This window comes from Pseudoalteromonas nanhaiensis (assembly GCF_051235485.1).
GTDB classification, from domain to species: Bacteria; Pseudomonadota; Gammaproteobacteria; order Enterobacterales; family Alteromonadaceae; genus Pseudoalteromonas; species Pseudoalteromonas lipolytica_C.
In genome coordinates this window covers 103,641-130,256 of sequence record NZ_JBPNYQ010000007.1, presented here as the reverse complement: position 1 = coordinate 130,256, position 26,616 = coordinate 103,641, and the positions used below count along the sequence as shown (strand labels likewise).

22 protein-coding genes are annotated in these 26,616 nt (G+C 41.5%); 11 read left to right on the top strand and 11 right to left on the bottom strand.

Translation table 11 applies throughout. The annotated features are described in order from the left end of the window. Positions 1-47: 47 nt before the first annotated feature. Entirely contained in the window at positions 48-1,733 is a 1,686-nt protein-coding gene (locus ACSFVZ_RS08955; RefSeq protein WP_435558648.1) for a M1 family metallopeptidase, read from the bottom strand. 199 nt (positions 1,734-1,932) lie between these two features. On the opposite strand from ACSFVZ_RS08955, the gene ACSFVZ_RS08950 reads away from it, so the two are divergent. Then, the gene (locus ACSFVZ_RS08950; RefSeq protein ID WP_435558647.1) at positions 1,933-3,669 is read left to right on the top strand and encodes a hypothetical protein; all 1,737 of its coding nucleotides are present in this window, start codon (positions 1,933-1,935) and stop codon (positions 3,667-3,669) included. Positions 3,670-3,695: 26 nt separating this feature from the next. Here the strand turns inward: ACSFVZ_RS08950 and ACSFVZ_RS08945 are convergent, their stop codons facing one another. From ACSFVZ_RS08945 to ACSFVZ_RS08935, 3 genes are all read right to left on the bottom strand, one after another. Further along, positions 3,696-4,220, bottom strand: a complete 525-nt coding sequence (locus ACSFVZ_RS08945) for an RNA methyltransferase (protein WP_435558646.1) — start codon at positions 4,218-4,220, stop codon at positions 3,696-3,698. Further along, complete coding sequence (locus ACSFVZ_RS08940; RefSeq protein WP_054552059.1) at positions 4,220-4,717, bottom strand: YcgN family cysteine cluster protein; 498 nt, start codon at positions 4,715-4,717, stop codon at positions 4,220-4,222. The genes ACSFVZ_RS08945 and ACSFVZ_RS08940 overlap by 1 nt, the downstream gene beginning before the upstream one ends. Before the next feature lie 64 nt (positions 4,718-4,781). Beyond that, positions 4,782-6,605, bottom strand: a complete 1,824-nt coding sequence (locus ACSFVZ_RS08935; RefSeq protein ID WP_435558645.1) for a DUF885 domain-containing protein — start codon at positions 6,603-6,605, stop codon at positions 4,782-4,784. A gap of 147 nt (positions 6,606-6,752) precedes the next feature. Between ACSFVZ_RS08935 and ACSFVZ_RS08930 the strand changes: the two genes are divergently transcribed. Further along, a complete protein-coding gene (locus tag ACSFVZ_RS08930; protein WP_435558644.1) occupies positions 6,753-8,021 on the top strand; it encodes a Xaa-Pro dipeptidase in 1,269 nt (422 codons plus the stop codon). Positions 8,022-8,216: 195 nt separating this feature from the next. After that, positions 8,217-10,628 (top strand): TonB-dependent receptor, encoded by a 2,412-nt coding sequence (locus tag ACSFVZ_RS08925; RefSeq protein WP_435558643.1) that lies wholly within the window; start codon positions 8,217-8,219, stop codon positions 10,626-10,628. A gap of 234 nt (positions 10,629-10,862) precedes the next feature. Here the strand turns inward: ACSFVZ_RS08925 and ACSFVZ_RS08920 are convergent, their stop codons facing one another. Both ACSFVZ_RS08920 and adhP read right to left on the bottom strand, forming a co-directional pair. Further along, positions 10,863-12,683 carry an ATP-dependent nuclease gene (locus ACSFVZ_RS08920; RefSeq protein ID WP_435558642.1) on the bottom strand — a complete coding sequence of 607 codons (1,821 nt, stop codon included), beginning with the start codon at positions 12,681-12,683 and terminating at the stop codon, positions 10,863-10,865. Between the two features lie 402 nt (positions 12,684-13,085). Beyond that, positions 13,086-14,096, bottom strand: a complete 1,011-nt coding sequence (gene adhP / locus ACSFVZ_RS08915) for an alcohol dehydrogenase AdhP (RefSeq protein WP_435558641.1) — start codon at positions 14,094-14,096, stop codon at positions 13,086-13,088. Between the two features lie 250 nt (positions 14,097-14,346). Between adhP and ACSFVZ_RS08910 the strand changes: the two genes are divergently transcribed. Together ACSFVZ_RS08910 and ACSFVZ_RS08905 are read left to right on the top strand one after the other, a co-directional pair. Next, the gene (locus tag ACSFVZ_RS08910; RefSeq protein WP_135926439.1) at positions 14,347-14,904 is read left to right on the top strand and encodes a GbsR/MarR family transcriptional regulator; all 558 of its coding nucleotides are present in this window, start codon (positions 14,347-14,349) and stop codon (positions 14,902-14,904) included. Between the two features lie 450 nt (positions 14,905-15,354). Next, positions 15,355-15,768 (top strand): hypothetical protein, encoded by a 414-nt coding sequence (locus tag ACSFVZ_RS08905; RefSeq protein WP_435558639.1) that lies wholly within the window; start codon positions 15,355-15,357, stop codon positions 15,766-15,768. Between the two features lie 237 nt (positions 15,769-16,005). Here the strand turns inward: ACSFVZ_RS08905 and ACSFVZ_RS08900 are convergent, their stop codons facing one another. Together ACSFVZ_RS08900 and ACSFVZ_RS08895 are read right to left on the bottom strand one after the other, a co-directional pair. After that, positions 16,006-17,031, bottom strand: coding sequence for a lytic murein transglycosylase (locus ACSFVZ_RS08900; protein WP_435558637.1), 1,026 nt, complete (start codon positions 17,029-17,031; stop codon positions 16,006-16,008). Next, positions 17,024-17,305, bottom strand: a complete 282-nt coding sequence (locus tag ACSFVZ_RS08895) for a YcgL domain-containing protein (RefSeq protein ID WP_135926436.1) — start codon at positions 17,303-17,305, stop codon at positions 17,024-17,026. Before ACSFVZ_RS08895 ends, ACSFVZ_RS08900 begins: the two co-directional genes overlap by 8 nt. A 155-nt stretch (positions 17,306-17,460) precedes the next feature. Here ACSFVZ_RS08895 and minC point away from each other — a divergent pair, with 155 nt between their 5' ends. Genes minC through minE form a run of 3 tightly spaced genes read left to right on the top strand, consistent with a single transcriptional unit; the run spans position 17,461 to position 19,245 of the window. Continuing rightward, positions 17,461-18,165 (top strand): septum site-determining protein MinC, encoded by a 705-nt coding sequence (gene minC / locus ACSFVZ_RS08890; RefSeq protein WP_135926435.1) that lies wholly within the window; start codon positions 17,461-17,463, stop codon positions 18,163-18,165. A gap of 5 nt (positions 18,166-18,170) precedes the next feature. Beyond that, complete coding sequence (gene minD / locus ACSFVZ_RS08885) at positions 18,171-18,980, top strand: septum site-determining protein MinD (protein WP_135926434.1); 810 nt, start codon at positions 18,171-18,173, stop codon at positions 18,978-18,980. A gap of 1 nt (position 18,981) precedes the next feature. Further along, positions 18,982-19,245: a cell division topological specificity factor MinE gene (gene minE, locus ACSFVZ_RS08880; protein ID WP_135926433.1), complete on the top strand. Its 264-nt coding sequence runs from the start codon at positions 18,982-18,984 to the stop codon at positions 19,243-19,245. A gap of 55 nt (positions 19,246-19,300) precedes the next feature. On the opposite strand, the gene ACSFVZ_RS08875 is transcribed toward minE, so the two are convergent. Further along, the gene (locus tag ACSFVZ_RS08875; protein ID WP_435558636.1) at positions 19,301-19,717 is read right to left on the bottom strand and encodes a GNAT family N-acetyltransferase; all 417 of its coding nucleotides are present in this window, start codon (positions 19,715-19,717) and stop codon (positions 19,301-19,303) included. A 70-nt stretch (positions 19,718-19,787) separates the two neighbouring features. After that, positions 19,788-22,577 carry a TonB-dependent receptor gene (locus ACSFVZ_RS08870; RefSeq protein ID WP_435558635.1) on the bottom strand — a complete coding sequence of 930 codons (2,790 nt, stop codon included), beginning with the start codon at positions 22,575-22,577 and terminating at the stop codon, positions 19,788-19,790. Positions 22,578-22,968: 391 nt separating this feature from the next. Here ACSFVZ_RS08870 and ACSFVZ_RS08865 point away from each other — a divergent pair, with 391 nt between their 5' ends. Continuing rightward, positions 22,969-23,697, top strand: coding sequence for a copper homeostasis protein CutC (locus ACSFVZ_RS08865; RefSeq protein WP_435558634.1), 729 nt, complete (start codon positions 22,969-22,971; stop codon positions 23,695-23,697). Between the two features lie 2 nt (positions 23,698-23,699). After that, positions 23,700-24,569, top strand: a complete 870-nt coding sequence (locus tag ACSFVZ_RS08860; protein ID WP_435558633.1) for a glucosamine kinase nucleotide-binding domain-containing protein — start codon at positions 23,700-23,702, stop codon at positions 24,567-24,569. Here ACSFVZ_RS08860 and ACSFVZ_RS08855 read toward each other — a convergent pair. Beyond that, a complete protein-coding gene (locus ACSFVZ_RS08855; protein ID WP_435558632.1) occupies positions 24,566-25,291 on the bottom strand; it encodes a PAS domain-containing protein in 726 nt (241 codons plus the stop codon). The two genes, ACSFVZ_RS08860 and ACSFVZ_RS08855, sit on opposite strands and share 4 nt — an antisense overlap. Before the next feature lie 162 nt (positions 25,292-25,453). Here ACSFVZ_RS08855 and ACSFVZ_RS08850 point away from each other — a divergent pair, with 162 nt between their 5' ends. Beyond that, positions 25,454-26,614 (top strand): Gfo/Idh/MocA family protein, encoded by a 1,161-nt coding sequence (locus ACSFVZ_RS08850; protein WP_435558631.1) that lies wholly within the window; start codon positions 25,454-25,456, stop codon positions 26,612-26,614. Positions 26,615-26,616: the final 2 nt, after the last annotated feature.

Sequence of the window (26,616 nt, the reverse complement as noted above, 5' to 3'; positions counted from 1 at the left end):
GTTGAGTTTAAAGCCCAGCATTAAGTAATTAATGCCGGGCTGATTCGCTATTGCTCAGTTGTACATTTATCGATAATTGGTAAATACCTAAACACCTTCATGTTTGGATCGATCACCACATGATCCCCCGCTTTTAAAGCAATGCTAATCTCGCCACTTTCAACAGAATAAGTTTCCAACGAGCCATTTATTTGCACTGGAACTGGCATAGGGAATGACTTTCCTTGCAAAGAGTTCTTGTTCCATTTAAGTGTCAATCTGTTAGCTGATTGAACAACATCAAGTTTAGGTAATTCAGCCTGCTTAAGATACATATTAAAAAACCATTGATAGTCTTTACCCGTTAAACGATTAACAATGCTAATAAACTCGTCGGTATTTCGATAGCGCGGTGAAATTGGATAAGCCAATTGCTTAGTGTCGTTCAAACCATAAAGTAGCTCACGTGTTGCTTGCCAAAATATATCTTCACCAACTAGCCAGCGAAGAGTGTGTAATGTCCAGCCACCCTTGCCATATATATCAGAGTTAAACGCTTGGTCAGATGTTACTTGTCCATCAAGCACAATGGCTTTACAGTTTTTCAGCCCTAAAAACGACTTATACATGCTGTGGTTATAAGCTGCGTCACCAAACTTATATAGGCTGTAACTTGGTTGCATATAAAAACCAAACCCTTCATGAAGCCATGCATCATTGAGCTTCTCATGAGTCATTAAGTTGCCAAACCATTCATGAGCTAATTCGTGTTGCAGTAACCAATCATAACCATTAGGGTCGCGTTTGTATTTTTTACCATACGCGTTGATTGTTTGATGTTCCATGCCTAAGTGTGGCGTCTCAACAAAACCTAACTTTTCACCGCCCCATGGATATGGACCAAGCATCTTTTCAAAAAACATAACCTGTTGGCGTAAATCATTTTCGATAAGCTCGCGTGCTTTTTGCTCATTTTTTTTGAGTGACCAAAATTCGATGGGTACAGTCGCGCCGTTAACACTGGTGTAATCGGTTTGAATTCGCGTATAGGGGCCAATATTAATTGCAATGTTATAGTCACTGGCTGGCACTGATAACAGCCAATCAAACTGCTGTTTATTACCATCAACTGGCTTCACTTCTTGTAAAACGCCATTAGTCACCGCACTTAGTCCTTCTGGTACTGTTAGACGAATGCGCATACTATCTGCTTTGTCTGCAAAATGATCTTTACATGGCCAAAATAAGTCGCAGCCTTCACCTTGTACAGCCGTTGCTATCCAAGGTTCACCTTCCTCTGTTTTTGAAAATACAAAACCGCCATCCCAAGGAGCATTTTTAGCTATATGAGGAAACCCTTGATAGGCTATAGCAATGCTTACCATGCTGTCTTTTGCTTGTTGTTCACCTAAGTCAACCCGAATTACACCGCCATCTCGTTCATATTTAAGAGCCTCCCCTTTTGAGCTCACTTCATTAATTGTAAAGCGGCTATCCAATTTTAATTCTACAAATTGAGTGGCTTCTAGCACTTTAAACTCTGTTCTAGCAACACCTTCAATACGTTGGTTATCTGGAAATACCTCAAGTGCCAAATCGTAGTGCTTAACATCACTTTTAAGTGCAATTGTCGATAAAGCTTGCCCTGTATCACCAATAACAGGATCCAACGCAACAGGTTGTGAACTACAAGCGGCTAACACAGCCGATGCTACGAGGGTTGTTGCTACTTTAAAAAATTGATTTAGTTGCAAAATCCTTTTCCTTATCGTTATTTTTATTTATTCAAAATGACATGAGCAATTATTTATTACTAAGATTTGCGATGAAATTCAGACATAATTTGAAACAAACAAAAATAATGATCTCACTCTAAGAGGTATCTAAACCTAGAACTGTTGATGATAATCATGGTATGTTTTTCAACTAATTAAAGAAAAAGGAATTCATCCTATGAATAATAAGCTTCTTGCTGGAGGCGCGATTGCCATTGTTGCAGGTGCATTGTTGTACTCTCAAAATAAAGCCAGTGTTGATGTAGATTTACCTGAGCTTGCTTACGTGCCTGCCGATACGGCGGTTTTTTATGGTCAACTTAAGCCGTTTCCGTACAGCAAATACTTTGCCCTTATGCCAGATGCAATGAAAGGCACGAGCGATTTAACGCCCATCATTGCTGAGCTTAAAACCGTTGATGATAAGAATGCCCTATTCCTTGCATCACTGATGGAAAAATACCAACAATCACTGAGCTCTTACGATGCCTTCAAATCGATTTGGGGCTTTGGTGATGACTACAAAGGCATGATGTATGCGCAAGGTTTAATGCCGATTGTACGTTTTCAGGTCGCTGATCAAAGCAGCATTATCAATAGCATTAAGCAATCTGCTGATGAAACAGGTATTGCGTATACAACAGAAAGCCTTGAAGGCGTAAGCTACACCCGCTTTGCGATTGAACTTGAAGGCTTAGATAACTTCAACCTAATTGCATCAACTCACAACAATTGGGCTACCTTAACACTGACCACTGCGCTTTCTAATGATCAAGATTTACGTATTGCCCTTGGTGTAGAAAAGCCGGCTCAATCATTGGCTGAGACTAAAAAACTGCCTGAGCTTATTAAAACTTTCTCGCTTGATGGCAACTCGGTTGGCTTTGTTGATCATCAACGTATCGCCAATGCAGTAACTGGCAAAGAAGACTCTCGCTTACACCAGATGCTCAAAGAGCTACTTGATAAAGCCCAGCAATCAAACGCATTTGCAGCGATTTCAACTCCTGAGTGTCAAGATGATATTGCAGCCATTGCCGCAAAATGGCCTGCAACAGTATCTGGCACAACAAAAACCCGTATTACCGCCGACTACGCCGACTTTGACGTAAAAGCAATATTGCAAAGCACAGATCAAGACTTACTAAATACCCTACAAGCCGTGCGTGGTTTTGTGCCAAAACATACCACTGGGCTTGACGGGCAAATGATGAGTGTTGCTTATGGTATTGATGTAGCAAAAGTCCTGCCGCTAGCGAATACATTAACGGGTGCAATTAAGTCAGCTGAGTTTAACTGTGGCCCAATTGTCGCACTACAAAATGAAATGCAAGAAGTAAGCACCGCTGGCCTTGCTATGATGTCGGGTTTTGCAAACGGCGTGCAAGGTATGAGTGTGAGTGTTCAAGACGCTGCATTGACCATTGATGACTACAACGGCCCACAAATAGACAAACTTGATGCCATCGTTACCCTATCTGCGACCGACGCCCATGGCTTGTATTCAATTGCGCAAGGTTTTGTGCCGCCACTTGCGAACATAAAACTACCAGCCAATGGTGATGCAGTGCTGATCAATGAATACATTCCATCGCCTGTGCCACTTAACTTTGATATTAAAATGGCCCTTAAAGGAAATCATATTGTGATTTTCACGGGTGATAAGTCAGCGCAGATAGCCGAGACTTTAGAGTCGCAAAGTGTCACTAAAAATGGCTTTGTGAACATGGCATTCGACGTACAAAAAATCTTATTACCTTTGCTTGATACGATTGCATCAATGGGTCAATTAAGTGATGAAGAAATGGCTGAGCTTGATTCGCTACGCGACCAACCTGTAGGTGTGTATCTTGCCACAGACATTACCGACAACGGCATTGGCCTTGAAAGTAACGTACAAATTACTAAAAAGTAGTTTTGAGTTTGAATCTAAAAAGAGCGCTATTTAGCGCTCTTTTTTTGTTGCCATTTAAGTGAGTTGTTAGTGTCTCGACTATTACAAATGGTGTCGTTTGAACTCTCAATACCACCGAGTTTGGCAAGTCGGTCGTACAGCACAACATTGCAGGTTGCGGCTAGGTTCATACAGCCTATAGTTGGTACATACACTACTTCATCACACCATTTCAGCACGTCTTTACTGACCGAGCCATCTTCTGGGCCAAATACATAAAATGCGTTTTCAGGGTGCTTAAATTCAGGCAGCGGCGTTGCACCTTCAACAAGCTCAATCACCACCGTTGTGGCACCGTCAGGCTTAGCTTGCTCTAGGCTTTCAACTTGCGTAAGTGGAATATGCTCAAGCACATTTTTGGTATCGGTGTGATACTTATTAGCGCGTAAATAGCGGCTACCAGTAAAAAACACCTGCTTGGCGTTGTAACAACCCGCGGCACGTAATACGCCACCCACATTGGTTGGGCTTTTTGGGTTTAACAAGCCAATGCTGGCTTTAAGTGTGCTCATTAATCAATGTCTCTGGTTGGCCACTCGGCCACGTAAAGGTCAAAGTCATCTAGGTCTACATCACAGTCTTTCACTGTTTTGTCACGCACAGAAATACCCAACTCATGCATCATGTCTTTACTGCCACCGTTTAGTAGCGGGTGCCAAGACGCAAGGCCACGGCCTTCGTAAAGGCGGCGGTAGCTACAGCTTTGCGGCATAAAAAAGATATCTTTGAGGTTTTCTTTAGTGAGCTTTACACATGAAGGCACCAAGGTTTGGCGGTTCGCATATTCGCTACACCCACAGGTGTCGTTGTCTAGGTATTGGCAAACGATATTAGTGAAAATAAGTTCTTCACCCTCGCGAAGTTGATCCGTTGCGGTAAATTCATCTTCGTCTTCACTGTCGATAAATGTGTTTAAACAACATTTACCACAGCCGTCACAAATGGCTTCCCATTCAGGTTGTGACATTTGCTCAAGCGAGCGCTTAAGCCAAAATTGATCTTCTAACATGGTATTACTCAAAGCCCCTAAACAGCGCGCATTCTAGCGTAAAGCCAGCATGCGCGCAAAGGTGCTACTTTTGCTCGTTAACCCAACGCTTAATTTTCTCTTCAAGAATTGGCATAGGTAATGCGCCATCAATCAGAACTTGCGTATGGAAAGCTTTAATGTCGAACTTATCGCCTAGCTCTTTGCTCGCGTAGTCACGTAGTTCTTGAATTTTGAACTGACCTAACTTGTACGACAGCGCTTGGCCCGGCCATGCAATGTAACGCTCAACTTCGGCGATAATGTCGCTTTCGGCCATTGATGAGTTAGCCAACATGTAATCAATACCTTGTTGACGTGTCCAACCTTTTGCGTGGAAACCAGTATCAAGCACTAAGCGCATTGCACGTAATTGCTCATCTGATAAACGGCCGTACCACATGTAAGGGTCGGTAAATAAGCCAAGCTCTTTACCTAAGCTTTCTGCATACAATGCCCAACCTTCTGCAAATACCGTGTAACCACCAAATTTACGGAATAGTGGTAATCCTTCAATTTCTTGTTGCAAGGCAATTTGAAAGTGGTGACCCGGCGCTGCTTCGTGAATAGACAAGGTTTCAAGCAAAAACTTAGGCTGTGCTTTTAGGTTAAAGGTATTGATATAGAAAATACCTGGGCGTGAGCCATCTGGCGCTGGCGACTGATAAGATGCACCCGCAGCAGATTCAGCGCGGAAATCTTCAACAGCTTTTACAACGTATGGCGCTTTTGGCGCAATATCGAACATTTGCGGCAGCTTAGCATCAATTTTTTCTTTTACTGCTTCGTACGCGGCAATTAACTCTTCTGGCGTATCGTAGTAAAACTCATCTGAGGTTCTTAGGTGTTCAAAAAACGCTTTTAAATCGCCTTCGAAACCGACTGTCTCTTTGACTTTTTTCATCTCAGATAAAATACGCGATACTTCGCTTAAACCAATGTCATGAATTTCATCGGCGTTTAAGCTCAGCGTTGTATGCTGTTTAATTTGGTACTCATACCAAGCTTTACCATTTGGTAGGTCACTGTAACCAATGCTTTCACGGGCATTTGGAATGTACTCATTCGCTAAAAAGTCAGCCATTTTTTGATACGCAGGCACTAAACGCTCGCTGATCATCGCCGTGTACGCGCTTGTTAGCTGTGCTTTTTGCTCGTCGCTGAAAGACTCAGGTAACTGAGCAATTGGCCCCCAGAATAATGACTCTTCTGGCTTTTCTACGATATGAGTTTGAAATTGTGGTAATAGTTTTTCAGCAAGCGGTTTAGGAAGAACCACTTTGTCTTTCATGCCTTGGCGCATTGATTGTTCAACACTGTCTAACCAAGCGATGAAACCATCAGCTCGTTTTTCAAATGCTTGATAATCTTCGACCGTGTTAAAAGGTTGTGCACTTTGCCCAGAACCTAATGCAGCAAAGGTATTATGCGCCCCGCCCATTTGGTTAATTGGCATTAAGTAACTTGGAAACTGAGCGCCTTCAATCGCAAGGTCTAAATCGCGGGCTAGAATTTCGTAGCTCAATAATGACTGACCCTTTAATTGCGCTTTGTCGATATTTGCTAGTTTGTTCTTGTATTCTTTAACAAAGTTAAGCTGCTCATCGCGGTTTGCTTTACTAATAGGTGCAATAAATTGGTCGTTAAATTCGCTACGGCCAATGTAAGTACCACCAATTGGATTAAACTTTAAGCCTGCTTCAAAGTAGTCTGCTAGTAATGTATCTAGTTGCTCTGTGGCTGACGTTGCGCTTGGCGCTTGTTTGCTTACTGCCTGAGTTGGTTTTTCGTTGCTTGGCGTTGATTCATTACAACCAAGTAATGCAAACATCACTGCCGAACTAAGTAGTGCTAGTTTTACGTTTTTCATTCTTTCCCTGCCCTTATATTAAGTACGCGTAAATTATGAGGGTTTAGTTCCCTATTTAGCAAGTATCGCTGCAACTTATCGCAGTTTATTTACACTTTGCAAGCTGATTGCTAGAGTGGCGGCTCGACTTACCAATTTTGAATAAAAATGAAAAAGACAGCCCTTGCTATTAGCCTAGGCCTAGCTTGCCTAACCTCTCTAAATACCTACGCAACCACCTACTTATCGGCAAAAGCCATGGTAGATGTAAATTCAGGTAAACTGATTAAATCACCACTTATCAGTATAGATAATGGTCAAATTACAGCTGTACAAAGCAATAAACAGCCAAACTTAAAAGACGGCGATAAGCATATTCAATTACCAGAGCTGACTCTGGTACCAGGTTTAATGGATATGCATGTGCATTTAACAAGCGACCCTACCGTGCCGCGCAGTGAGCGTATTGGTCAATCGATTCCGCGTAAAGCTATTAAAGCGGCGCACTTTGCCGAAAAAACACTGTATGCAGGCTTTACAACGCTGCGTAACTTAGGCGCAGAAGGCTACAGCGTGATTGCAGTACGCGATGGCATTAACTCAGGCGATATTGTTGGCCCACGTATTTGGGCGGCTGGCCCATCTTTAGGTGTTACTGGCGGCCACTGTGATAACAACCGGTTACCACCAGAAATGAAATACACCGCCGAAGGCGTTGCCGATGGCCCTTGGGCAGTGCGTGCTAAAGTACGTGAAAACATTAAGTACGGTGCTAATGCCATTAAGTTTTGCGCTACAGGCGGGGTATTCTCAAAAGGCACAAAAGTCGGTATTCAACAATATAGCCAAGACGAAATGAACGCCATTGTTGACGAAGCTCATTTACGCGGCCTAACCGTTGCTGCTCATGCGCATGGTACCAGTGGTATTAAAGCGGCCATTGTTGCCGGTGTAGACAGTGTTGAGCACGTTAGCTTTGTTGATGACGAAGCCATTAAACTTGCCAAAGAACACGGCACTTGGTTCTCAATGGATATTTACAACACTGAGTACACTCTTACCTTTGGTGAACAAAATGGGGTTGCAGAAGAAAACCTCAATAAAGAACGCCAAGTGTCTAAAAAACAACGCGATAGCTTTAGCCGTGCAGTAAAAGCAGGCGTAAACATGGTATTTGGTACCGATGCAGCCATTTACCCGCATGGCGATAACGCAAAGCAGTTTTCGCGTATGGTTGAATTTGGTATGACCCCACTGCAAGCCTTACAGTCTGCCACCATCAATAGCGCTAAACTGTTAAAAGTGGATGATCAACTTGGCCAAATCAAAAGCGGTTTCTTAGCCGATATTATTGCCGTTAAAGGCAACCCGCTTGAAAACATTGCAGTACTTGAAGATGTACAATTTGTTATGAAAGACGGCAAAGTTTTTAAATAAGCTATTTTGCTGGCTTTGCATGAGTGAAGCCAGCAACCCCTCTTGTATCTATATCGTAAACAAGATTACCAACCATAAAACCAGTTGTTAGCAACCTGTATACAAAAAAGGAAATTACCCAAAACAGATAAATAAAACTTGAAATGAAAACAACTCGCATTATCATTGCCGAAAAACATCGACAATTTACCTATAATGACGACACATAAATACTCAATTTTAGCCCTAGCCTGCTTAAGCGCATTCAATGCAAACGCCAACGATTTAGACTCAGTTGAACGTATTACCGTATACGACAAACAAAACCGTGTAGTACTTGATTCTGGCCTTGCCACTAAATCAAATATGAGCCTTATGGAAACACCAGCTCCTGTAGTGGTTGTAGACCAAGAGCTTATCAACTCGCAAGGCGCTACAAACTTACAAGACTTAGTGCGTAACATCAGTGGTGTAACTCAAGCCGGTAATAACTACGGCATTGGCGATAACTTAGTGATCCGCGGTTTAGGCGCTAACTATACTTATGATGGCATGTACGGTGGTGCAGGCCTAGGTAACACCTTTAACCCAACACGTTCAATGACCAATGTTGAATCTGTAGAAGTACTTAAAGGCCCTGCAACGGGCTTATATGGTATGGGTAGCGCAGGTGGTGTTATCAACCTAATTGAAAAGAAACCACAATTCACTGAAAAACACACCGTTAATGCCGAGCTTGGTCAATGGGATAGCTACTCATTAGGCTTTGATAGCACAGCAGCATTAACCGAAAACCTTGCTTATCGCGTTAACGCAAAAACTGCTCGCAGCGATGGTTACCGCGACTTAAAAGACGACCGTGATGAAATTTATGGCGCATTAAAATACGTATTGAGCGACAAGCAAGACATCATGATTTCTGCCGCTTATATTAAAGATGCCATTGCCGTTGATTCAATTGGCCACCCTATTCGTATTTTTAACAGCGACTCAGTGAATGGTAAAACCGCAGGTGAAGTAACCGCTGCCGATTTAATTAACGATGCAACTGCAAAAGGTCTGCAACTAACCGATCAGCAACGCCAACAATTAGCAGACTCACTGGCAGCAAATGATGGCCTAACACCTTATACCTTTGGTCATAACGGTATTATCTCGCCAATGGCAAATGACAACGAAGGCGAAGAGCTACGCTTTAAGTTAACTCATAACTACTTTATTACTGATAATTTATTTTTAAATCAGCAACTACAATACCGTAATTACGAATCGAGCTTTGCCCGCCAAACGGGGGCTTATAACTATGTTTATTGGAACCGTAATGGCGTGATCAATGCCGATCCGCGCGCTCCTTTAGTGGTTGATGACGTACTTTACCCATTTGCCGCGCGTCGCCAAGAGTACCGCCAAGTAGAAGCAGACGAAAAATCATGGCAATACTTTGCTGACTTGCGTTATGACTTTAGCTTTGCCGGTATTGATAACGAACTACTTGTAAACGCCAACTACGAAGACCGCGATATTCGTTTTAAACAATACTCAATTTACGATGCTGATCAGGTCATTAAAAACAAAGATGGAGAGGTTATTTACCAAGGTCAATTACCTTACATTTTTGATATTCGTAACCCAAACTGGGGCGAAGGCAGCTTTTTTGATTACGACCCGCTAAAAACCAGCGATTACAACAAAAAGGTTCAAGCTTGGGGTGTGGGTATTCAACATGTTGCCTATATTCACGACACTTTCACAACCCGTGTAGGCGTTGCCTTTAACCGTATTAAACAAAGCTACGAACACTTTGGTGTTGATGCACGCTACCGTGCTAGTGCCGCCGAGCCAACGCCAGAAGCAGATACATCAGACAGCGGTATGACCTACAACCTAGGTGCAACTTACAAACTGAGCGATGATATCTCGTTCTTTGTAAATCACTCTAAAGGTCGTACAGCCTACAGCGTACTTGGCAGTGTATCGGGTAACGAAGCAGACCGAGATGACGCAGAGTCAGTCAGTAACGACATTGGTATGCGTGTAAAAGCCTTTGACGATCAACTACTAGCATCACTTGTGGTATTTGATAGTGCTCGTACAAACCTTGAGTATGCCAACCCAGATTACGAAGCCGGTGTATCTGATCCATCAGTACCAAAAAGCTTTTACGATGGGGAAGAGCAAACCAAAGGTGTTGAGCTTGATTTAAATGCCGATTTAAACGAGCAATGGAAACTTAACGTAAACGCGGTTTATCAAGACGCGCGCGATAAGCAAAATCCAAATTCATCAAGCTTTGATTCTCGCCAAAAAGGTGTGCCTTATGTAACAGCAAGCAGCTGGTTAAGCTATGACGCTAAATGGTTTGATTTAGCCGAGCCACTTACAATTAGCGCAGGCTTACAATATGTTGATGACCGCAGCACTCATTCAACCTCGTTCGGTATTCCTGATGGCTACGTACCAAGCTACACGGTGTACGACGCCGCAATTCAATACCAAACAGATGATTGGAAACTACAGTTAAACCTAAATAACTTGTTTAACAAAACCTATTACTCAAAAGCAATGTTCTTAGGCGGTATGCCAGGTGAAGAGCGTAATGCTAAATTAACCTTTAGCTACACACTTTAATTGTGAATAAAGAGCAAAAAGCGCGGCTTAAGTAAGCCGCGCTTTTTGTGTCTTGAGGGTTCGTTATAGTTTTGAATTTTACAACAAGATTTGAAAAACAGGGTTGCTATGAATCATTTCGAGTATTTTTATAAACATAAAAGAACGATTTTTGAGAAAATAAGTAGTTATTACATAAAGCATCTAGCAGGAGCACAGATTTGCTGACCCCTGCTGTTTGCCTTTGTGATATCTTTATTTGCAGAATGCAAAAGTTACTATTTCTTTTAGCGTTGACTCACATTTTTCAGTTAAATCCTGTTTACCGTCGATATAATCACGCACTCTTTTCCATGAATTAAAAGGCTTGTCAGTAGACTTAACCGATTCATTTTGCTCTTGATCCCAAAGGACATGTTCAAAAGTATCTTCAACTAAAAAAACTCGATCTACCGTTGCTATATTCGATATTTTAGCGTTAGCCTTGAATGGATGAATTGCTGCTTTCTCTTCCAATTCTGCATCAGAAAGACCTTTCCTGTCGGTATCATGAATAACCCGATAATCAATATCAAGAGCATTTAGAACTTTAGCCAATGCAGGTATTGTCCATTTGCCTCCAGCCGAAACTACGGTGGTATCTTTATCTAGACTACCTTCAACTCCTAATTTTTGAGCTAATTCACCAATCATGCTAAATACTGCCACTTCCGTATCGCCTTCAACTATGACAACACGCTTCGCAAATAAGCTTTCACACACTGTAGGGTGGAAATCTAATGCAGCTCTTAAGATTGTACGTTCATCATATTCTTCATTAATTTCAAAAATATTACTTTTTACTTCATGAACTTGACGTTCATTTCCCATATTTCTTTTTATTAACTTTAGTGACTCTGGTTTCTCTGCAAGATTTATTAGGAAAGGAGAATATGTAGAACAAATAACTTGCCACTTAGGAGAATTTGACCTTTCTTGCAACGTTGATTTTAATCTCCGCATTAGGTGAGGGTGAATATAAAGCTCTGGTTCCTCATAGAGAACAATAACTGTTCTTTGTTCACCGGAAACTTCAGATTCTATCGCAGCGTTACTTTCCAGCATTGCGAAAGCTAATGCCCTTTGAACACCACTGCCCTGATATTGAAGGCTTGTTTCAATTTCTTCGTCTACGAGAAAAGTTGCTGCTTTCATAAATAAAGGTTCGATATCAATATCACCAACTGCAAGCCTTACCTTTGAATCAAAATCTAAAATCTGATTCAGCGTACTTGAAACCTGCTCTAGTGCATCTCCCAACCCTTCTATTTCACTACCGTCCTCAGCTTGTCCCTTCAACTTATTCTGTAATAATTCAGCCTTGGTGATGTAATCTTGGTAAGTATTATCATTCTTAACTTGTGGGAATAGTTTGTTAGTAAAAAGAAATGAAAAAGGACTGTTATTTGTTGCTTTTAGCTCATCTTCTATTTTGAAGCTTGCAGGAACATACATTACATGTGGGACCGCTTGTTGTAACGAGTTTGCAAATTTCTTAACGTGCCAATCTTCCGACTGAATAACATGCTCTGAATGATTAGTTAGAGCGTGTGTTTCCAATTCAGAAGCCCTCTCTTTGAAAGCAGCAGCAGAAGTAATTCCCAACTCGTTAAATATCGTTTTACATGTAGCATCTTTTTTTGCATTAGTGAAACTTTCGTCAGACCATGGAAACTTGTTTTCTGTATTATAAACAGAGTATTCGTAACTATAATCTGTCTGCTCTGCATTCCATTCAGCAGAAACACGAATTTTTAATCTGTCTCCGAAAAGTAATTTAGATATTGCAGGTTTGTTCTTTTCCCATTCTTCGAGAGTACCAAATTCACATATAATTTCCATTATTTGATCTGATGCCTTTTGACCAGGCCAATCTTCTAATTTTGGTTTTTTATTATCAAGAACCAAATGGATAGCATTTAGTATTGTCGATTTGCCAATATTATTTGGCCCAACAAGGGTTGTGAAGTCGTTGATATCAATTTCAGCAAATCCAATCCCTCTAAAATTGCGTATGATAAGTTTTTCTAATTTCAAGATTCTCTCCTTGATTCAAAGTTATTATAAAAATTAAATTTTAGTATTTAGTAACCTGTAGTTTATGTCGAATACTCACTTTTTGGACTGAGATGCTACTTGCCTGTTATGCAACATATGCTGTTGTTTATGCTGTGGGTATACTAAAATTAGGCTTTATAGAGGTTCTAGCTCTCTTAGCTAGTTTAATTTGCTCTATTATTATTTTAGCTTTCCCTGAATTGCTCAGCTTATAATCAGCTTTAATTACACCTAACCTTAGCTAGATAAACAATTTTATTCTAACCATTATGTAAAAATTAGGCAGAAACTGAACAAGTTAACTTATTGATCCTATGTGTAATGTGACTGTCAGATTTAATTGATCACTCAGCTAAACCTGACAGCCTTAACTGACTTAGCTTAAAGCGTCATCACGATTCGGCCTGTGATATCGCCTTTTAGCATGTCGTCGAATATATCGTTGATATCTTCGAGGCGTTTTTCTTCAATAATGGCTTTAACTTTACCTTTCGCTGCAAAGTCGAGGCATTCTTGTAAGTCTTTACGCGTACCAACGATTGAGCCTACAACAGACACACCATTTAACACGGTATCGAAAATTGGTAATGGCATATCTTCTGGTGGTAAACCTACAAGCACGCATTTACCGCCACGGCGCACGCTTTTATAAGCTTGCTCAAAACCGGGTTTTGAAACGGCCGTACACACAACTGCATGTGCGCCGCCTACTTTTTCAAAAATGGTTTCTGAGGGCACTTGCTTCATAAAATCTATGGTGATGTCTGCGCCAAGCTCTTTGGCTAGTGCCAACTTGCTCTCGCCGGTATCAACAGCAATCACATTAAAGCCCATTGCTTTTGCGTATTGCACTGCTAAATGGCCAAGGCCGCCTACACCGACAATTGCCACCCAATCACCCGCTTTGGCATCGGTAACTTTAAGCGCTTTATAGGTTGTAACCCCCGCACAAAATAGTGGTGCGGCTTCTGCAAACCCTAATCCTTCAGGAATTTTAACCACGTAATCACCATGGGCTACACAGTACTCGGCGTAACCACCATCAACTGAATACCCAGTGTTGTGCTGCTCAAGGCATAAGGTTTCTTTACCTTCTAAACAAAACTCACAATGACCACAGGCGCTATATAACCAAGGAACACCGACACGGTCGCCTACTGATAAGTGTTTAATGTTTGCGCCTACTTTTTCGATAGTACCTACCCCTTCATGGCCCGGTACTAATGGCATTTTTGGTTTGACTGGCCAATCTCCATGACAAGCATGTAAATCTGTGTGGCACACTCCACATGCGGCAATTTTAACTAGCACATCGTTAATTCCCACCTCTGGGCATGGAATATCTTCGATAGTTAATTTACCCTTGTACTCTTTATTTACTGCAGCTTTCATAACGTTCCTCCATGGTATTATTAGATTTCAGCCTATACGATAAACTTATTAACTGTCACTATTATTGATCCACATCAAATAGCTAATCACTGCGGCATTTAATTAAACTATTATTTAAATTCAATAACTTAAATTTAAAATGTGGCGTATCTACACTTTAGTAGTAGCAGATTGCATAGTGGCTATTTCTTTTAGTTATACCCCGAGCGTGCTAGCATTTAATTTCTGAAATTTTTGAATACTAAAAATTATGAGCCTATCTGAAAAAAACTTAGCTTTTGTTATGCACTGCGGTGAAATGGGTAGCCGTTGGGGCTTTAACCGCACCATTGGTCAAATGTGTGGATTATTAACCATTACTAAAGAACCAATGACCGCCAATGAAATTGCCGATACCTTAAGTATCTCGCGCGGAAACGTCAGTATGGGTATTAAAGAGCTACAGTCTTGGCGCTTAATTAAAGTGCATCATATTCCGGGTGACCGTAAAGAATACTACGGCCCTGCTGGCAGCATTTGGGATATGGCCAACCGTGTATTCGAAGAGCGTAAAAAGCGCGAGATAGACCCAACCCTTAGCCTGCTTCGCGATAACATTTTAGAAGAAGCCCACACTGATGATGAGCGCTTTGCTCAGCAGCAAATGCAAGAAATTCACGACCTGCTCGAAACTGTAACCAAATGGTCTGCAGAGCTACAACGTTTAAGCCCTGAGCAACTTCAAAGCCTAATGAAACTAGGCTCTGGCATTGGCAAGGTACTTGATTTTAAAGATAAGATTTTGAAAAAGCCGGCGAAGAGTGAGTAAGTTACCAAGTTAGACCTTGTAGGCGTGAAACTTGTTTCGCGCGCACTCTTGTAGGTCGTGCTTTAGCGCGTCATTTGAAAAATATTTAACGTTTTGTCGCCATAAATGACGACCTACATAAATATAATCCCTCAACAGAGGCATTTAAAGCCAAACATCCAAAGATTCACGGCTGAAGCCATTCCTACGGTGTTTTGTAGGTCGTGCTTTAGCGCGTCATTTGAAAAATATTTAACGTTTTGTCGCCATAAATGACGACCTACATCAATATAATCCCTCAACAGAGGCCTTTAAAGCCAAACATCCAAAGATTCACGGCTGAAGCCGTTCCTACGATGTTTTGTAGGTCGTGCTTTAGCGCGTTTGAACGGGTAATCATATCTGCTCTTGCCTTTGCTATACTAATAATTAAGTATTTATTTACGTTCTGACTTAAAAGGATATTAATCTATGTATAAACAGACAGAAATAAATTACTCGTTAATTATTATTTTATTAGTGATTAGTGCCTTTATATTCTTATCGCCTGAACTGGCTGGCCTCAAAATAATTATATTATCGATAAACCTGCTTATTACTTTGTTATTCTTTTCACTAACAATTGTCATCGATGATCAAACGCTTCGTTGGTATTTTGGGTTTGGGATTATTAGCAAAAGTGTTGAATTATCTAAAATTAATGATACTTCTACATACCAAACAAAATGGTATCAAGGAATTGGTATACGTATGCTAAGTGATGGCTGGTTATATAATGCCTCAGTTGGAAATGCCGTTAAAATAACTTTAACTGACGGAAAAAACATATACCTTGGCTGTAAAAACGTAGAGGCACTGCAAAAAGCACTCAAAGTAAACGTTTAAAGGTTTTATCGATGGGAAAGTTTGCGAGTTTGTCGGAGGCGTTTCAACGCCGAACATCTAAATTCACGGCTGAAGCCGCTCCTACAAAAAATGTTCAAGATTGTGTCGCCATAAATGACGACCTACACCAATACAATTTCTCGACGTAGGAGGCGTTTTAACGCCGAGTAAGTTAGCAAGTAGCTCGGGTAAAACTTGTAGCTTTACCCTTGGTACTTGCTAACTTTTATTAATCAATTACTTAATCGCTGGGTAACCGATGCGGTCTGATAAGTAACCAACACTGGTTGCAAAGTAATACGAGCGATTCCAATGCATAAGTGCTTTGTAGTTATCGTAGGCTAGATACATACGACCGTTTACGTCATCAGGCATTACCATTGCGGCAGTAATATCAACGTTTGGTAAGTCGCTACCATCCATTTTACGAACCCCAAGAGCTTGCCAATCAGCAAGGCTGCGTTCTGACTCTTTCCAATACTCTAACCATTGGCTGCGTGTTCTAGTGCCACGCTTAAGAATATTTGAGTTATCAAAGCCTTCAGGTAATTTAACTTGGCGACCCCAGGTTAAATCATCGTTCCAACCTGCTTGCTTTAAGTAATTGGCGATTGAAGCAAATGCGTCTTCTTCTGTGGTCCAAATGTCTTTGCGGCCATCACCATTGTAATCAACAGCGTAAGCGTTAAATGAGGTTGGCATAAACTGCGTTTGCCCCATTGCGCCAGCCCACGAGCCTTTAAACTTATCAAGGGTAATGTGCCCCTCTTTTAAGATATCAAGCGCTGCCCAAAGTTGGTTTTTGTACATGGTTTCGCGGCGACCATCAAAAGCAAGTGTTACTAATGATGCAATTACACTGTGACCACCTTGGATTTTACCGAAGTTACTTTCAAGGCCCCAAAGTGCAACAATAAAACGTGCTTGAACGCCGTATTCTTTGGCTACTTTTTCTAGAACGTCTTGGTTTTCTTTGTATAACTTACGCGCGCGGTCAATTTTCCATTGCGGCACACGTTTTGGTAAATAAGTTTCGAGGGTTTCTTTTACTTCTGGCTGATTTTTATCTGCTGAGATTACTTTCTTTTTAAATTTAGCCGTTGCGAATGCTTGCTCAATCAGGGCTTGATCATAGCCCTTTTCAATTGCTTCTTTTTTTAATGCAGCAACGTAAACGTCAAAATCAGCTTGGGTTTTTTCTTCTGCCAGTACTGATGTGCTCAAAGTGGCACTAAGTAAAATAACGGCAAGTTTTTTAATCACTCTCAACTCCCTTGTTTTTTTTGAATTGGGTTAACAGGTTTTCTTCTGGCGGTGGTAATTGTAAGTAGAAACCTTTATCAATTAACGCTTGCTTAACCGTTTCGATATCTGCAAAACCTAACTTTTCACGACTAGCAAGATTGATCATCATTACGTATTTAGGTTGACCAAACGTTTCTAGTAAAGGTTCAGGAACACGACCAAAATCGTCTCTTTTTTCAATAAAAAGGTAAGTATCCGCTTTTTTAATACTTTTATACACCGCAGTTAGCATTATGGCCCTATAATATCTTGCTTAACGAAGTCGCACACTATAACATGAGTCAAATAATAAGTTAGAAAAAATAGATTAGTTTTTACTGTGTATGCCTTGTTCAGCCTGTGTTTATATACAAACTATACTAATCAAAACAAATCAATTGAGCGTGTATGTCGGAACAAATTTTTGAGCTAAAAGGGAACCTTTTTACGTTATCTGTTTTACATTTATTTTCAGCAGATACATCCCTCTTAAGTAAGCAGTTAGATGAGAAAATCGCCCAAGCACCTAAGTTTTTTGCTGGTGCCCCCATCGTAATTAACTTAAGTGACATACAAGACGAAACACTTGATTTCTCATTCTTAAAATCAATGTTAAGCGGTCTTTCGCTAAACCCTGTTGGCGTTTGCAATGGCTCTCAAGAGCAAAACGAAAGCGCGAAAGCTGCAGGCCTGTCGGTGTTAAATTATTCACAAGACGTTAAGGGTGCAACCGCTAAACAACAAACAAATACATCTATCGTTGAAAAAACCGTTCATTTGCCTGCGCAGGTTATTAGCGGCACTGTACGCTCTGGTCAGCAAGTATACGCAAAAGACCGCGACCTAATCGTGATTGGTTCTGTAAGTCATGGCGCCGAAGTAATAAGCGACGGTAACGTGCACATTTATGGCACCCTTCGCGGCCGTGCAATTGCAGGGGCAAAAGGTTACAACGAAGCACATATATTTTGCCAAAAATTAGAAGCAGAACTTGTTTCAATTAATGGTAGTTATTGGATCAGCGACTCTCTTCAGGGTGAACACTGGGGTAGCGCAGTACAAATCCAACAAAAAAATGATTCATTAGAAATTTCAGCTTTGGTTAAAGGATAAATCTCATGGCAAAAGTGATTGTCGTTACTTCTGGTAAAGGTGGTGTTGGTAAAACCACATCGAGTGCTGCGATTGGCACAGGTTTAGCGCTTAAGGGCTTTAAAACCGTTATTATCGATTTTGATATTGGTCTGCGTAATCTTGACCTTATCATGGGGTGTGAGCGCCGCGTTGTTTATGATTTCGTAAACGTAATCAATGGTGAAGCAAACCTTAACCAAGCGCTTATCAAAGATAAACGCGTTGATAAGTTACATATTTTACCTGCTTCACAAACCCGCGATAAAGATGCCCTTACCCGTGATGGTGTTGAGCGTGTACTAAACGAGCTGAAAAAAGATTTTGATTACATTGTATGTGATTCACCTGCAGGTATCGAAGCCGGTGCAATGATGGCAATGTACTTCGCTGACGAAGCGATTGTTACAACTAATCCAGAAGTATCATCAGTACGTGACTCTGACCGTATCCTAGGTATTTTACACAGCAAATCAAAACGTGCTGAAGAAGGCCTTGAAAGCGTAAAAGAACACTTGCTATTAACTCGCTATAATCCTGAGCGTGTTGAAAAAGGCGAAATGCTTTCGGTAGAAGACGTACAAGAAATCTTAGCAATTAAACTACTGGGCGTTATTCCAGAATCACAAGCTGTACTTAGTGCATCAAACTCTGGTCAACCGGTTATCTTAGATTCTGAATCGGATGCAGGCCAAGCGTACACTGATGCTATCAATCGTTTATTAGGCGAAACTGTTGATTTTCGTTTCTTAGACGTAGAGAAGAAAGGCTTATTTAAACGGATTTTTGGAGGTTAATGTGTCTTTACTTGACTACTTCCGCTCAGAAAAGAAAAGCAGTGCGTCACTTGCAAAAGAGCGATTGCAGATCATCGTCGCGCACGAACGTTCACAGCGTGGTACACCAGATTATTTACCACAGCTAAAACAAGACATACTTGATGTTATTCGTAAATACGTGAATGTAAACAGTGATGCAGTTCAGGTACAGTTTGACCAAAACGAAGATGACTTAGCGGTACTTGAGCTAAACGTCACTTTACCTGACGAAGAAAAGAAATAGTCAAAATTGGGCGCTTAGTTATTCTTAACAGCGCCCTTTTTTATTTCTGCTGTATTTATTTTTGCCACTGCATATGAAACTCGTAGTCATCTTCGCCTAGAGTTTTAAACCCTGCCCGTTGATATAGCCCATACGCTGGATTAGCTTTTAGCACCGTTAAATTAATTTCTGATGTTTGCGCTTTTAGTGCATCTAACACCTTTGTGCCTAGCCCTTTGCCCTGCTCTTTAGCTGCAATTTGTAGCTGTAATAAACTAATTGCTTGGTCACTAACTATGAACTTGGCAGCGCCTACACATTGCCCGTTATTTAACACTAAATGACTGTGCTCAAAGTGCTCTGCCACTCGTGCTTGATGCTGCTCAAGTGATAAAAATAATCCCTGATTCTCTAAGTGCTCAACCATGGTATTTAACCTTAAGTCGAGTAAATAGGTTTTGTCTTGCTCGGTAGTCGCTACAAATTCAATCATTATTGTCTTTAAGAAAAAGGTACTTTTATAAAAGTACCTTTTTAGGTTGCAACAAACAACATATCTAAGGTCAGAAGCTATAATTTGCGCCTAGGTAAAAACGACGCCCCGAATATTGGTTATAGGTAAAGCGATTACTTTGTTTCCAATAACCTTCTTCTAACTCTTCTGTTAGGTTTACAACTGACGCGGTAAACGAAAGATCCTCTGTAAGGTTATATGAGGCATTCACATCAAGCTGACCATAGTCTTTGGTATATAAGTTGTAGCCTTGGTGTATACCGTTGGCACGGTCGTCTTTCCAGTTATATGACGCACGAACACTAAAGTCATCATTCTCAAAATACACCGATACATTATATTGGTGCTTAGCCGTGCCTGGAATTTCAGCCTTTGTTTTTTGCCCGTCTGTCGATACTTCGCTGGTGCTGGTATCTGTGTAGGTATAGTTGGTTAAAATACCAAAGCCATTATCAAACGAATGCTGGAAGAACAGCTCTAAGCCTTCTGATTTTGCATCACCGCCACCCACTTTGGTGTTCATTTCAACTTCAATTGGGCCATTACAACAATTGTGCTCACGCTCAACTATTTCCACTGATGAAATCGGTAAATTAGAAATATCCTTAGAGAATAAAGTTGCCCCTACCGCAGAGCCATCATCGTAATACCATTCAATACCTAAATCGAATTGATCAGATAGCATTGGCTCAAGTCCGGTGTTTACAGAAGTACCTGTACCACGACCAGTCCATGAATCCGGCGAGTTAATGTTAACTGGTGGTCCGTATGATTCCGCTTGGCTTAAGTCTGAATAACTCACTCTTGCCATTGTGCGCGCTGCAGCAAAGCGAACAACAAGGTCTTCGGTTGCATCCCATGCTAAGTTGAAGCTTGGTAATACTTCACTGCCATCACTACTGCGTTCATTCGGGTCTGTATCATTATCATCATGGCCAATGACTTCGTCGTAAGTCAAAGTGCTAAGCTCAGTGTTTACATAGCGCACACCAACATTGCCGCGGAAATATTGCCATTCAAAATCAGCTTGTGTGTAAACAGACCAAATTTTCTCTTCAAGGGCATAGGTGCCCGACAGTGAAGGCACAACTGTTTGGCTAAAGTTCTCTTTTAAGTAGTTATCAAGCGCTCCAAAATCAAACGCTAAGAAGTTAAATGCACCGGTATCACCCGCACTGTTATCAACAACATGGTCGCTCACCAATGTTGGTGCATCCGGGTGAAAATCTGGATTATGGAACCACTCAGTTCCCGGTAAATAACCACGGTAACCACCGTTATCCGCTATGCCGTCATCCCAACGAAAGTCGTTACGAATACCTTTAATTTCGTGGTCGCGGTATTTAGCCCCCACATAGACACGGGTGAAAAAGCTGCCATCTAGGTCAAATTTTACATCAGTTTGAATGTAATCTTCTGAGTCTTCATTTTCAGATGAATAAGAATCAAACCAATCATAATATTGGTACGCTTGTTTATCGGTAGCTAAATCAGTCGACACTTCGTAGCTTGGTTTTCCGTTTTGAATTGACCATAACCAGCTATTTACTGAGCCTAATCGTGCATCAATATTAGCGTAGGTTTCTTTTGAAGTACCACCTTCAGCTTCGGTATGACCAAGCTTTAATGTAACGCTGTAAGTATCGCCATAATAAGTGCCTTCAAAATCATAGGTATTTGATTTAGACTCACCGAAGCGTTCACGCCCTGTCAACTGCGGCGATAACAAACCACGACGAACGGGCACACCGCCATTTACATCGGCATCACCCCAGTTATTGTCATTCAGTAAACCGTTATCAGCATTACCATAGGCAACCACCGTATCGCCATCAAGCACAATACCGTAATACGGGTTGTGGTTATCGTTCCACTCGGCAAAAGTAATGGCTTGACTAGATTGGTCATAGCCTAGCTTGGCGCCAAAATAGTTAAAGTTTAAATCAAGTCTGTCACTCGGTGCCCACTGAACAGCCACTTGATAACCATCGCGTGTACGGTCTTGGTTTGAGTTTGTAACGTACATAGCACGAGGCGCCCACACATTGTTGTACACTTCGCCTGTGGCTTGGTCTACCAGCGCTGGGCGCTCTGCCCCTTCAACGGTATCTGAGTGAAAACGCCAGTGTGATGCGTTGTTAGTGATGGTTGTTACGGTGCGATCTTGACGAGTAAATCCGGCAAGCACACCAAAGTTTTCGTCGTCATTTTTCCATGAATACAGCACATTAACTTGCGGCTTAGTGTCTTCAGACACATCATCGTAAGTTACCTCAGCGCTTAACGCCCCTGAGTTTGCTTCCATTTCAAGCGGTTTACGGGTGTGTAAAATAACTGTACCACCAATACCGCCTTCATCAATGCGAGCTTCAGCACTTTTGTATACTTCTACACTTTTGATCATGCTTGATGGCAATAGCGTGTAATTAAAACTACGGGTAGGAGTACCAGAACCTGATGAAGCGATATAGTTACCGTTTAATTGGGTAAGTGTCCAATCAGGTGACGTACCACGAATACTAACACGGCTACCTTCGCCACCATCGCGGTCAATCAAAACGCCCGATACACGTTGCAATGAATCAGCGACATTTTTATCAGGAAATTTACCAATATCCTCTGCTGTAATTGCATCGACGGTTGCAGCTGAAAGTCGTTTTATTGCTAAGTTTTCTGCGGTTGAAGAACGAATACCACGTACTTCAATCACTTCTACATCGTCATTTACTTGCTCTGCCGCGTAACTTGTATTAACTGCAGCCAGTAGCGAAATCAAAATTGCATTACGCTTGAAATGCCGTCCCTGTCCTTTTGTTTTTATTACAGTTTGCTTGCCCATGCCTATCTCCAGTTGTGTGTTCTGTTTTTGTATAAGAGGTTTTAGCCCCTGCAAAAACAATTTATTGTTGTCGGTTTTTAAACTGATTTTTGGTAGTTAACAGCTTGTTAAACTCAAACTCAGAATAGGGGGAGGTGGTCAAAAAGTGATAATAAAAATTCGGTGACAGATATGACAAAATCGGCGTTAAGAATATTTTATCTTATTTTTTGTAATTTATGTTTTATAGTGAATCACAAGTTTACAGAGTCAAAAACACTTGCATTTAAAATAGAAACTAAATAATAAATCACTGATTTATAATTAAAATACTAACAGAAACAATACTATCATTATGGTTCTTAAATAGATACTTTAAAGCTGGTGTAATAAACATGGCAAACAAATAACAATGAGCAATGGTAAAATTCTTGAAGTCTGCTTAAATGAAACAGACACAAAGCAGCTGACAAACAATGTTTTAATGGCTGGCAACTTAGGTGTAAGCCGTTTTGAGCTATGCAGTAATTTACACCTAGGTGGCCTAACACCAAGTGTAAATGCGATTAACTGTGCTGTAAAAAGCCTAACCAATAACGCACAGTTAGTGGTGATGATCCGTCCTGACGCTGGTAATTTTTTTGTTAGTGCTAATTGTCACAAATTAATGGAAAAACAAATAATAATGGCAGCTAATGCGGGGGCGCATGGCGTGGTATTTGGTGCAGTGAAACACGGCTTACTTGATTTAGAGGTGACTTACTCTTTAGTTACTACAGCCAAACAGCATGGCCTGATGGTGACCTTTCACCGTGCATTCGATACCCTAACAAACCCGTTAAGCACACTTGATAAACTCATTAGCTTAGGAGTTGACCGCGTTTTAACAGCAGGCACGCCGTGGCAAAGCGGCCAAAGTGCCGTAGATGGCTACAAGCTGCTCAACACATACTTAGCGCACTGCGCTAATCAAATTGAAATTGTTATGGGTGGTGGCGTTACTTTAGAAAACGCCGCAACACTTTGGCAATTAATAGAAAATCATTCAGCACATGCATCTGTGCATGTACACTCATGCGTGCATAACGAAAATGGTGCAATTAACGCTGAGGCTATCAAAAAGCTTCTTTCAAAGGATTAAGCATGGCAAACAAAGCAAGGTTTTTTTTAGGAATTGATGGCGGTGGCAGTAAGTGTAAAGTCCGTTTAGAAAACGAAAACGGCACTCTACTCAGCGAAGCTATAAGTGGCTCTGCAAACGTGGCCACCAGCTGCCAACAAAGCCAAGAATCAATACTACTCGCCACTGAACTTGCTTTTCATGAGGCAGGGCTTGCCCTAAGCGAGCTGAAAAACACTTATGTGCATGCAGGACTTGCCGGAGCTAATATCGACTCAGCTTACCAAGCTATGACCAAGTGGCAACACCCTTTTGCCAAGTTTACCCTCTCAACAGATATGCTAATTGCCTGTAAAGGCGCACATCAACACCATGATGGTGCGGTGATTATTCTTGGTACGGGCTTTTGCGCAGGCTACCAGCAGCAAAACCAATTTAGCGAATTAGGTGGTTACGGATTATTACTAAGCGATGGAGCCAGTGGTGGTTGGTTAGGTTTACAACTTTGCCGAAACGCATTTGAAGTTCTTGATGGTGTCGCGCAAAATTCAGCGGCTGTAGATGCCCTGCTCACCCAACTTAACTGCCACTCGAGCCAAGCGTTAAGTCAACGTTTAATATCGGCTCGCCCTGCTGAACTTGCCAAATTTGCGCCCCTAGTTTTTAGCCATTCTGACGATACTTTTTGTCAGCAATTAATCAATGAAGCGTGCGCATACATTAGCCGCTATATCGCTTACTTTGAAAAACAAGGTATTGAAAACGTCACCTTGATGGGCGGCATTGCCAGTGCCATCACCCCTTACTTACCTAATGCCAGTAAAGCGCGTTTAACCTCTGCCCTTGCCAGTGCTGAGCAAGGGGCTATTCTAATGGCGAGAGAGGCAATTTAATCGTCTAATTGTTCACGCATTTGCGAAGGTATTTCACCAAACAAACGCCGAAATTGTTTGCTGAAGTAACTCGGTTCAGAAAACCCACACTGGTAGGCCACTTGTGAAATGGGCAGTTGCGTTTCAATCAGTAGCTTGCGGGCATTTTCGAGACGCACTTCGTTAATAAATTGATTAGGTGTTTTTGCTAAATGCTTTTTAAAGCGGCGCTCTAAAGCACTTACCGACAAATGCGCAAGCTCTGCTAATTCATCAATGCTGATCTGACGATGAAAATGCTCACGAATAAATTTTACCGGCTCTTCAATTGCCCTGACATGAGAAAGCGCTTTTGAGGTTTTTTGTAAATGTCGGGTTACTCCGTAAGTGCCAATCACATTGCCATCGTGATCTTTTAAAGCATGCTTTGATGTAGAAAACCAACCAAGCTCACCTTGTTGGGTTTGGTTAAGCTCTAAACGGTCAGTTACTATGTAGCCCTCCATCACCCGTTTATCATCATTGACGTACTGAAACGCAAGGTGCTTTGGCGAAAAATCAAAGTCAGTTTTTAGCAATATTTGCTCCAGTGTTTTATAACCCTGATGCTCAATAAAATGCTGATTACAATGCACGATTCTACTATCTGTATCTTTTACCCAAAAGAGGATATCTGGCAGTAAATCAAATGCAGCAATCAGCTGATTTACGCCAGCTTTTTTAATTATTTCTTGAATATCCATCGCTTTAATTTGTCTCTATAAAGAACAATTCTATATATTTTAAACGCCGATTTTGTTGCATTGTCAACCGAATTTTTATTAGCGCTTATCGCTTAAGCTTTCCTATTATCAATAACATGATATTAACAGTAGCCGACGCTATTTAAATTAGGAGCGCTTAAGATGAGCAAAGCTAAGATCCGCATGGCAATGGTAGGCGGTGGCGATGGAGCCTTTATTGGCGCTATTCATCGAATTGCAGCGCGATTAGATGGAATGATAGAGCTTGTTGCAGGCGCATTCAGTTCAGACGCAAACAAATGTAAAGCAACCGGCGAACTACTTGGGCTTGATAGCAGCCGCTGCTACGACAGTTACCAGACACTATTTGCCGAAGAAGCAAAATTATCCGCTGATGAGCGTATCGATTTTGTGGCTATTGTCACGCCAAACCATTTGCATTTTCCGGTCGCGAAAATGGCGCTTGAGCACGGCTTTCATGTGTTATCAGATAAACCTGCAACACTCACTCTCGCAGAAGCAGAGCAATTACAAAGCATTATTGCAAAACAGCAAGTTTTATATGGACTGACCCACACTTATACCGGTTACCCAATGGTAAAAGAAGCCAAGCATCGCGTTAAAGCTGGTGAGCTTGGCACCATACGAAAAGTAATTGTTGAGTACACCCAAGGTTGGTTAGCGCACAGCGAAGACGAAGGCTCAAAACAAGCAAGCTGGCGTTTAGACAGCAGTAAGTCTGGCATTAGTTGTTGTATGGGCGATATTGGCGTGCATGCAGCTAACTTAGCCGAGTATGTCTCTGATCTCGAAATCACCGAACTTTGTGCCGATTTAAATCATGTGGTTGAAGGCCGAGCCCTTGATGATGATGGCACCGTGCTACTTAGATTCAATAATGGTTGTAAGGGCGTTTTACTGGCAAGCCAAGTTGCTATTGGCGATGAAAACAACTTACGCCTGCGTATTTATGGCGATAAAGCCAGCCTTGAATGGTCACAACTTGAGCCTAATAGCTTATGGCTAAGAGGCCACAATCAAGCCGCTACGTTACTAAGAGCTGGCGTGGGAGAATTACACTCTGACACACACAATGCCCTGCGCACCCCTGCCGGTCACCCAGAGGGCTACCTTGAAGCATTCGCCAATATTTACCGCAATTTTGCAGCACAAATTCATGCCTTTAAGCAAGGCGACAACGCAACAAATTCAGCATTTGATGTGCCTGGCATCAAAGATGCCGTGCGCGGTATGGCGTTTATTGAGCACGTTGTAGCTTCTTCAAAACAAGACACTAAATGGCACAAATTACAGATTGGATAATA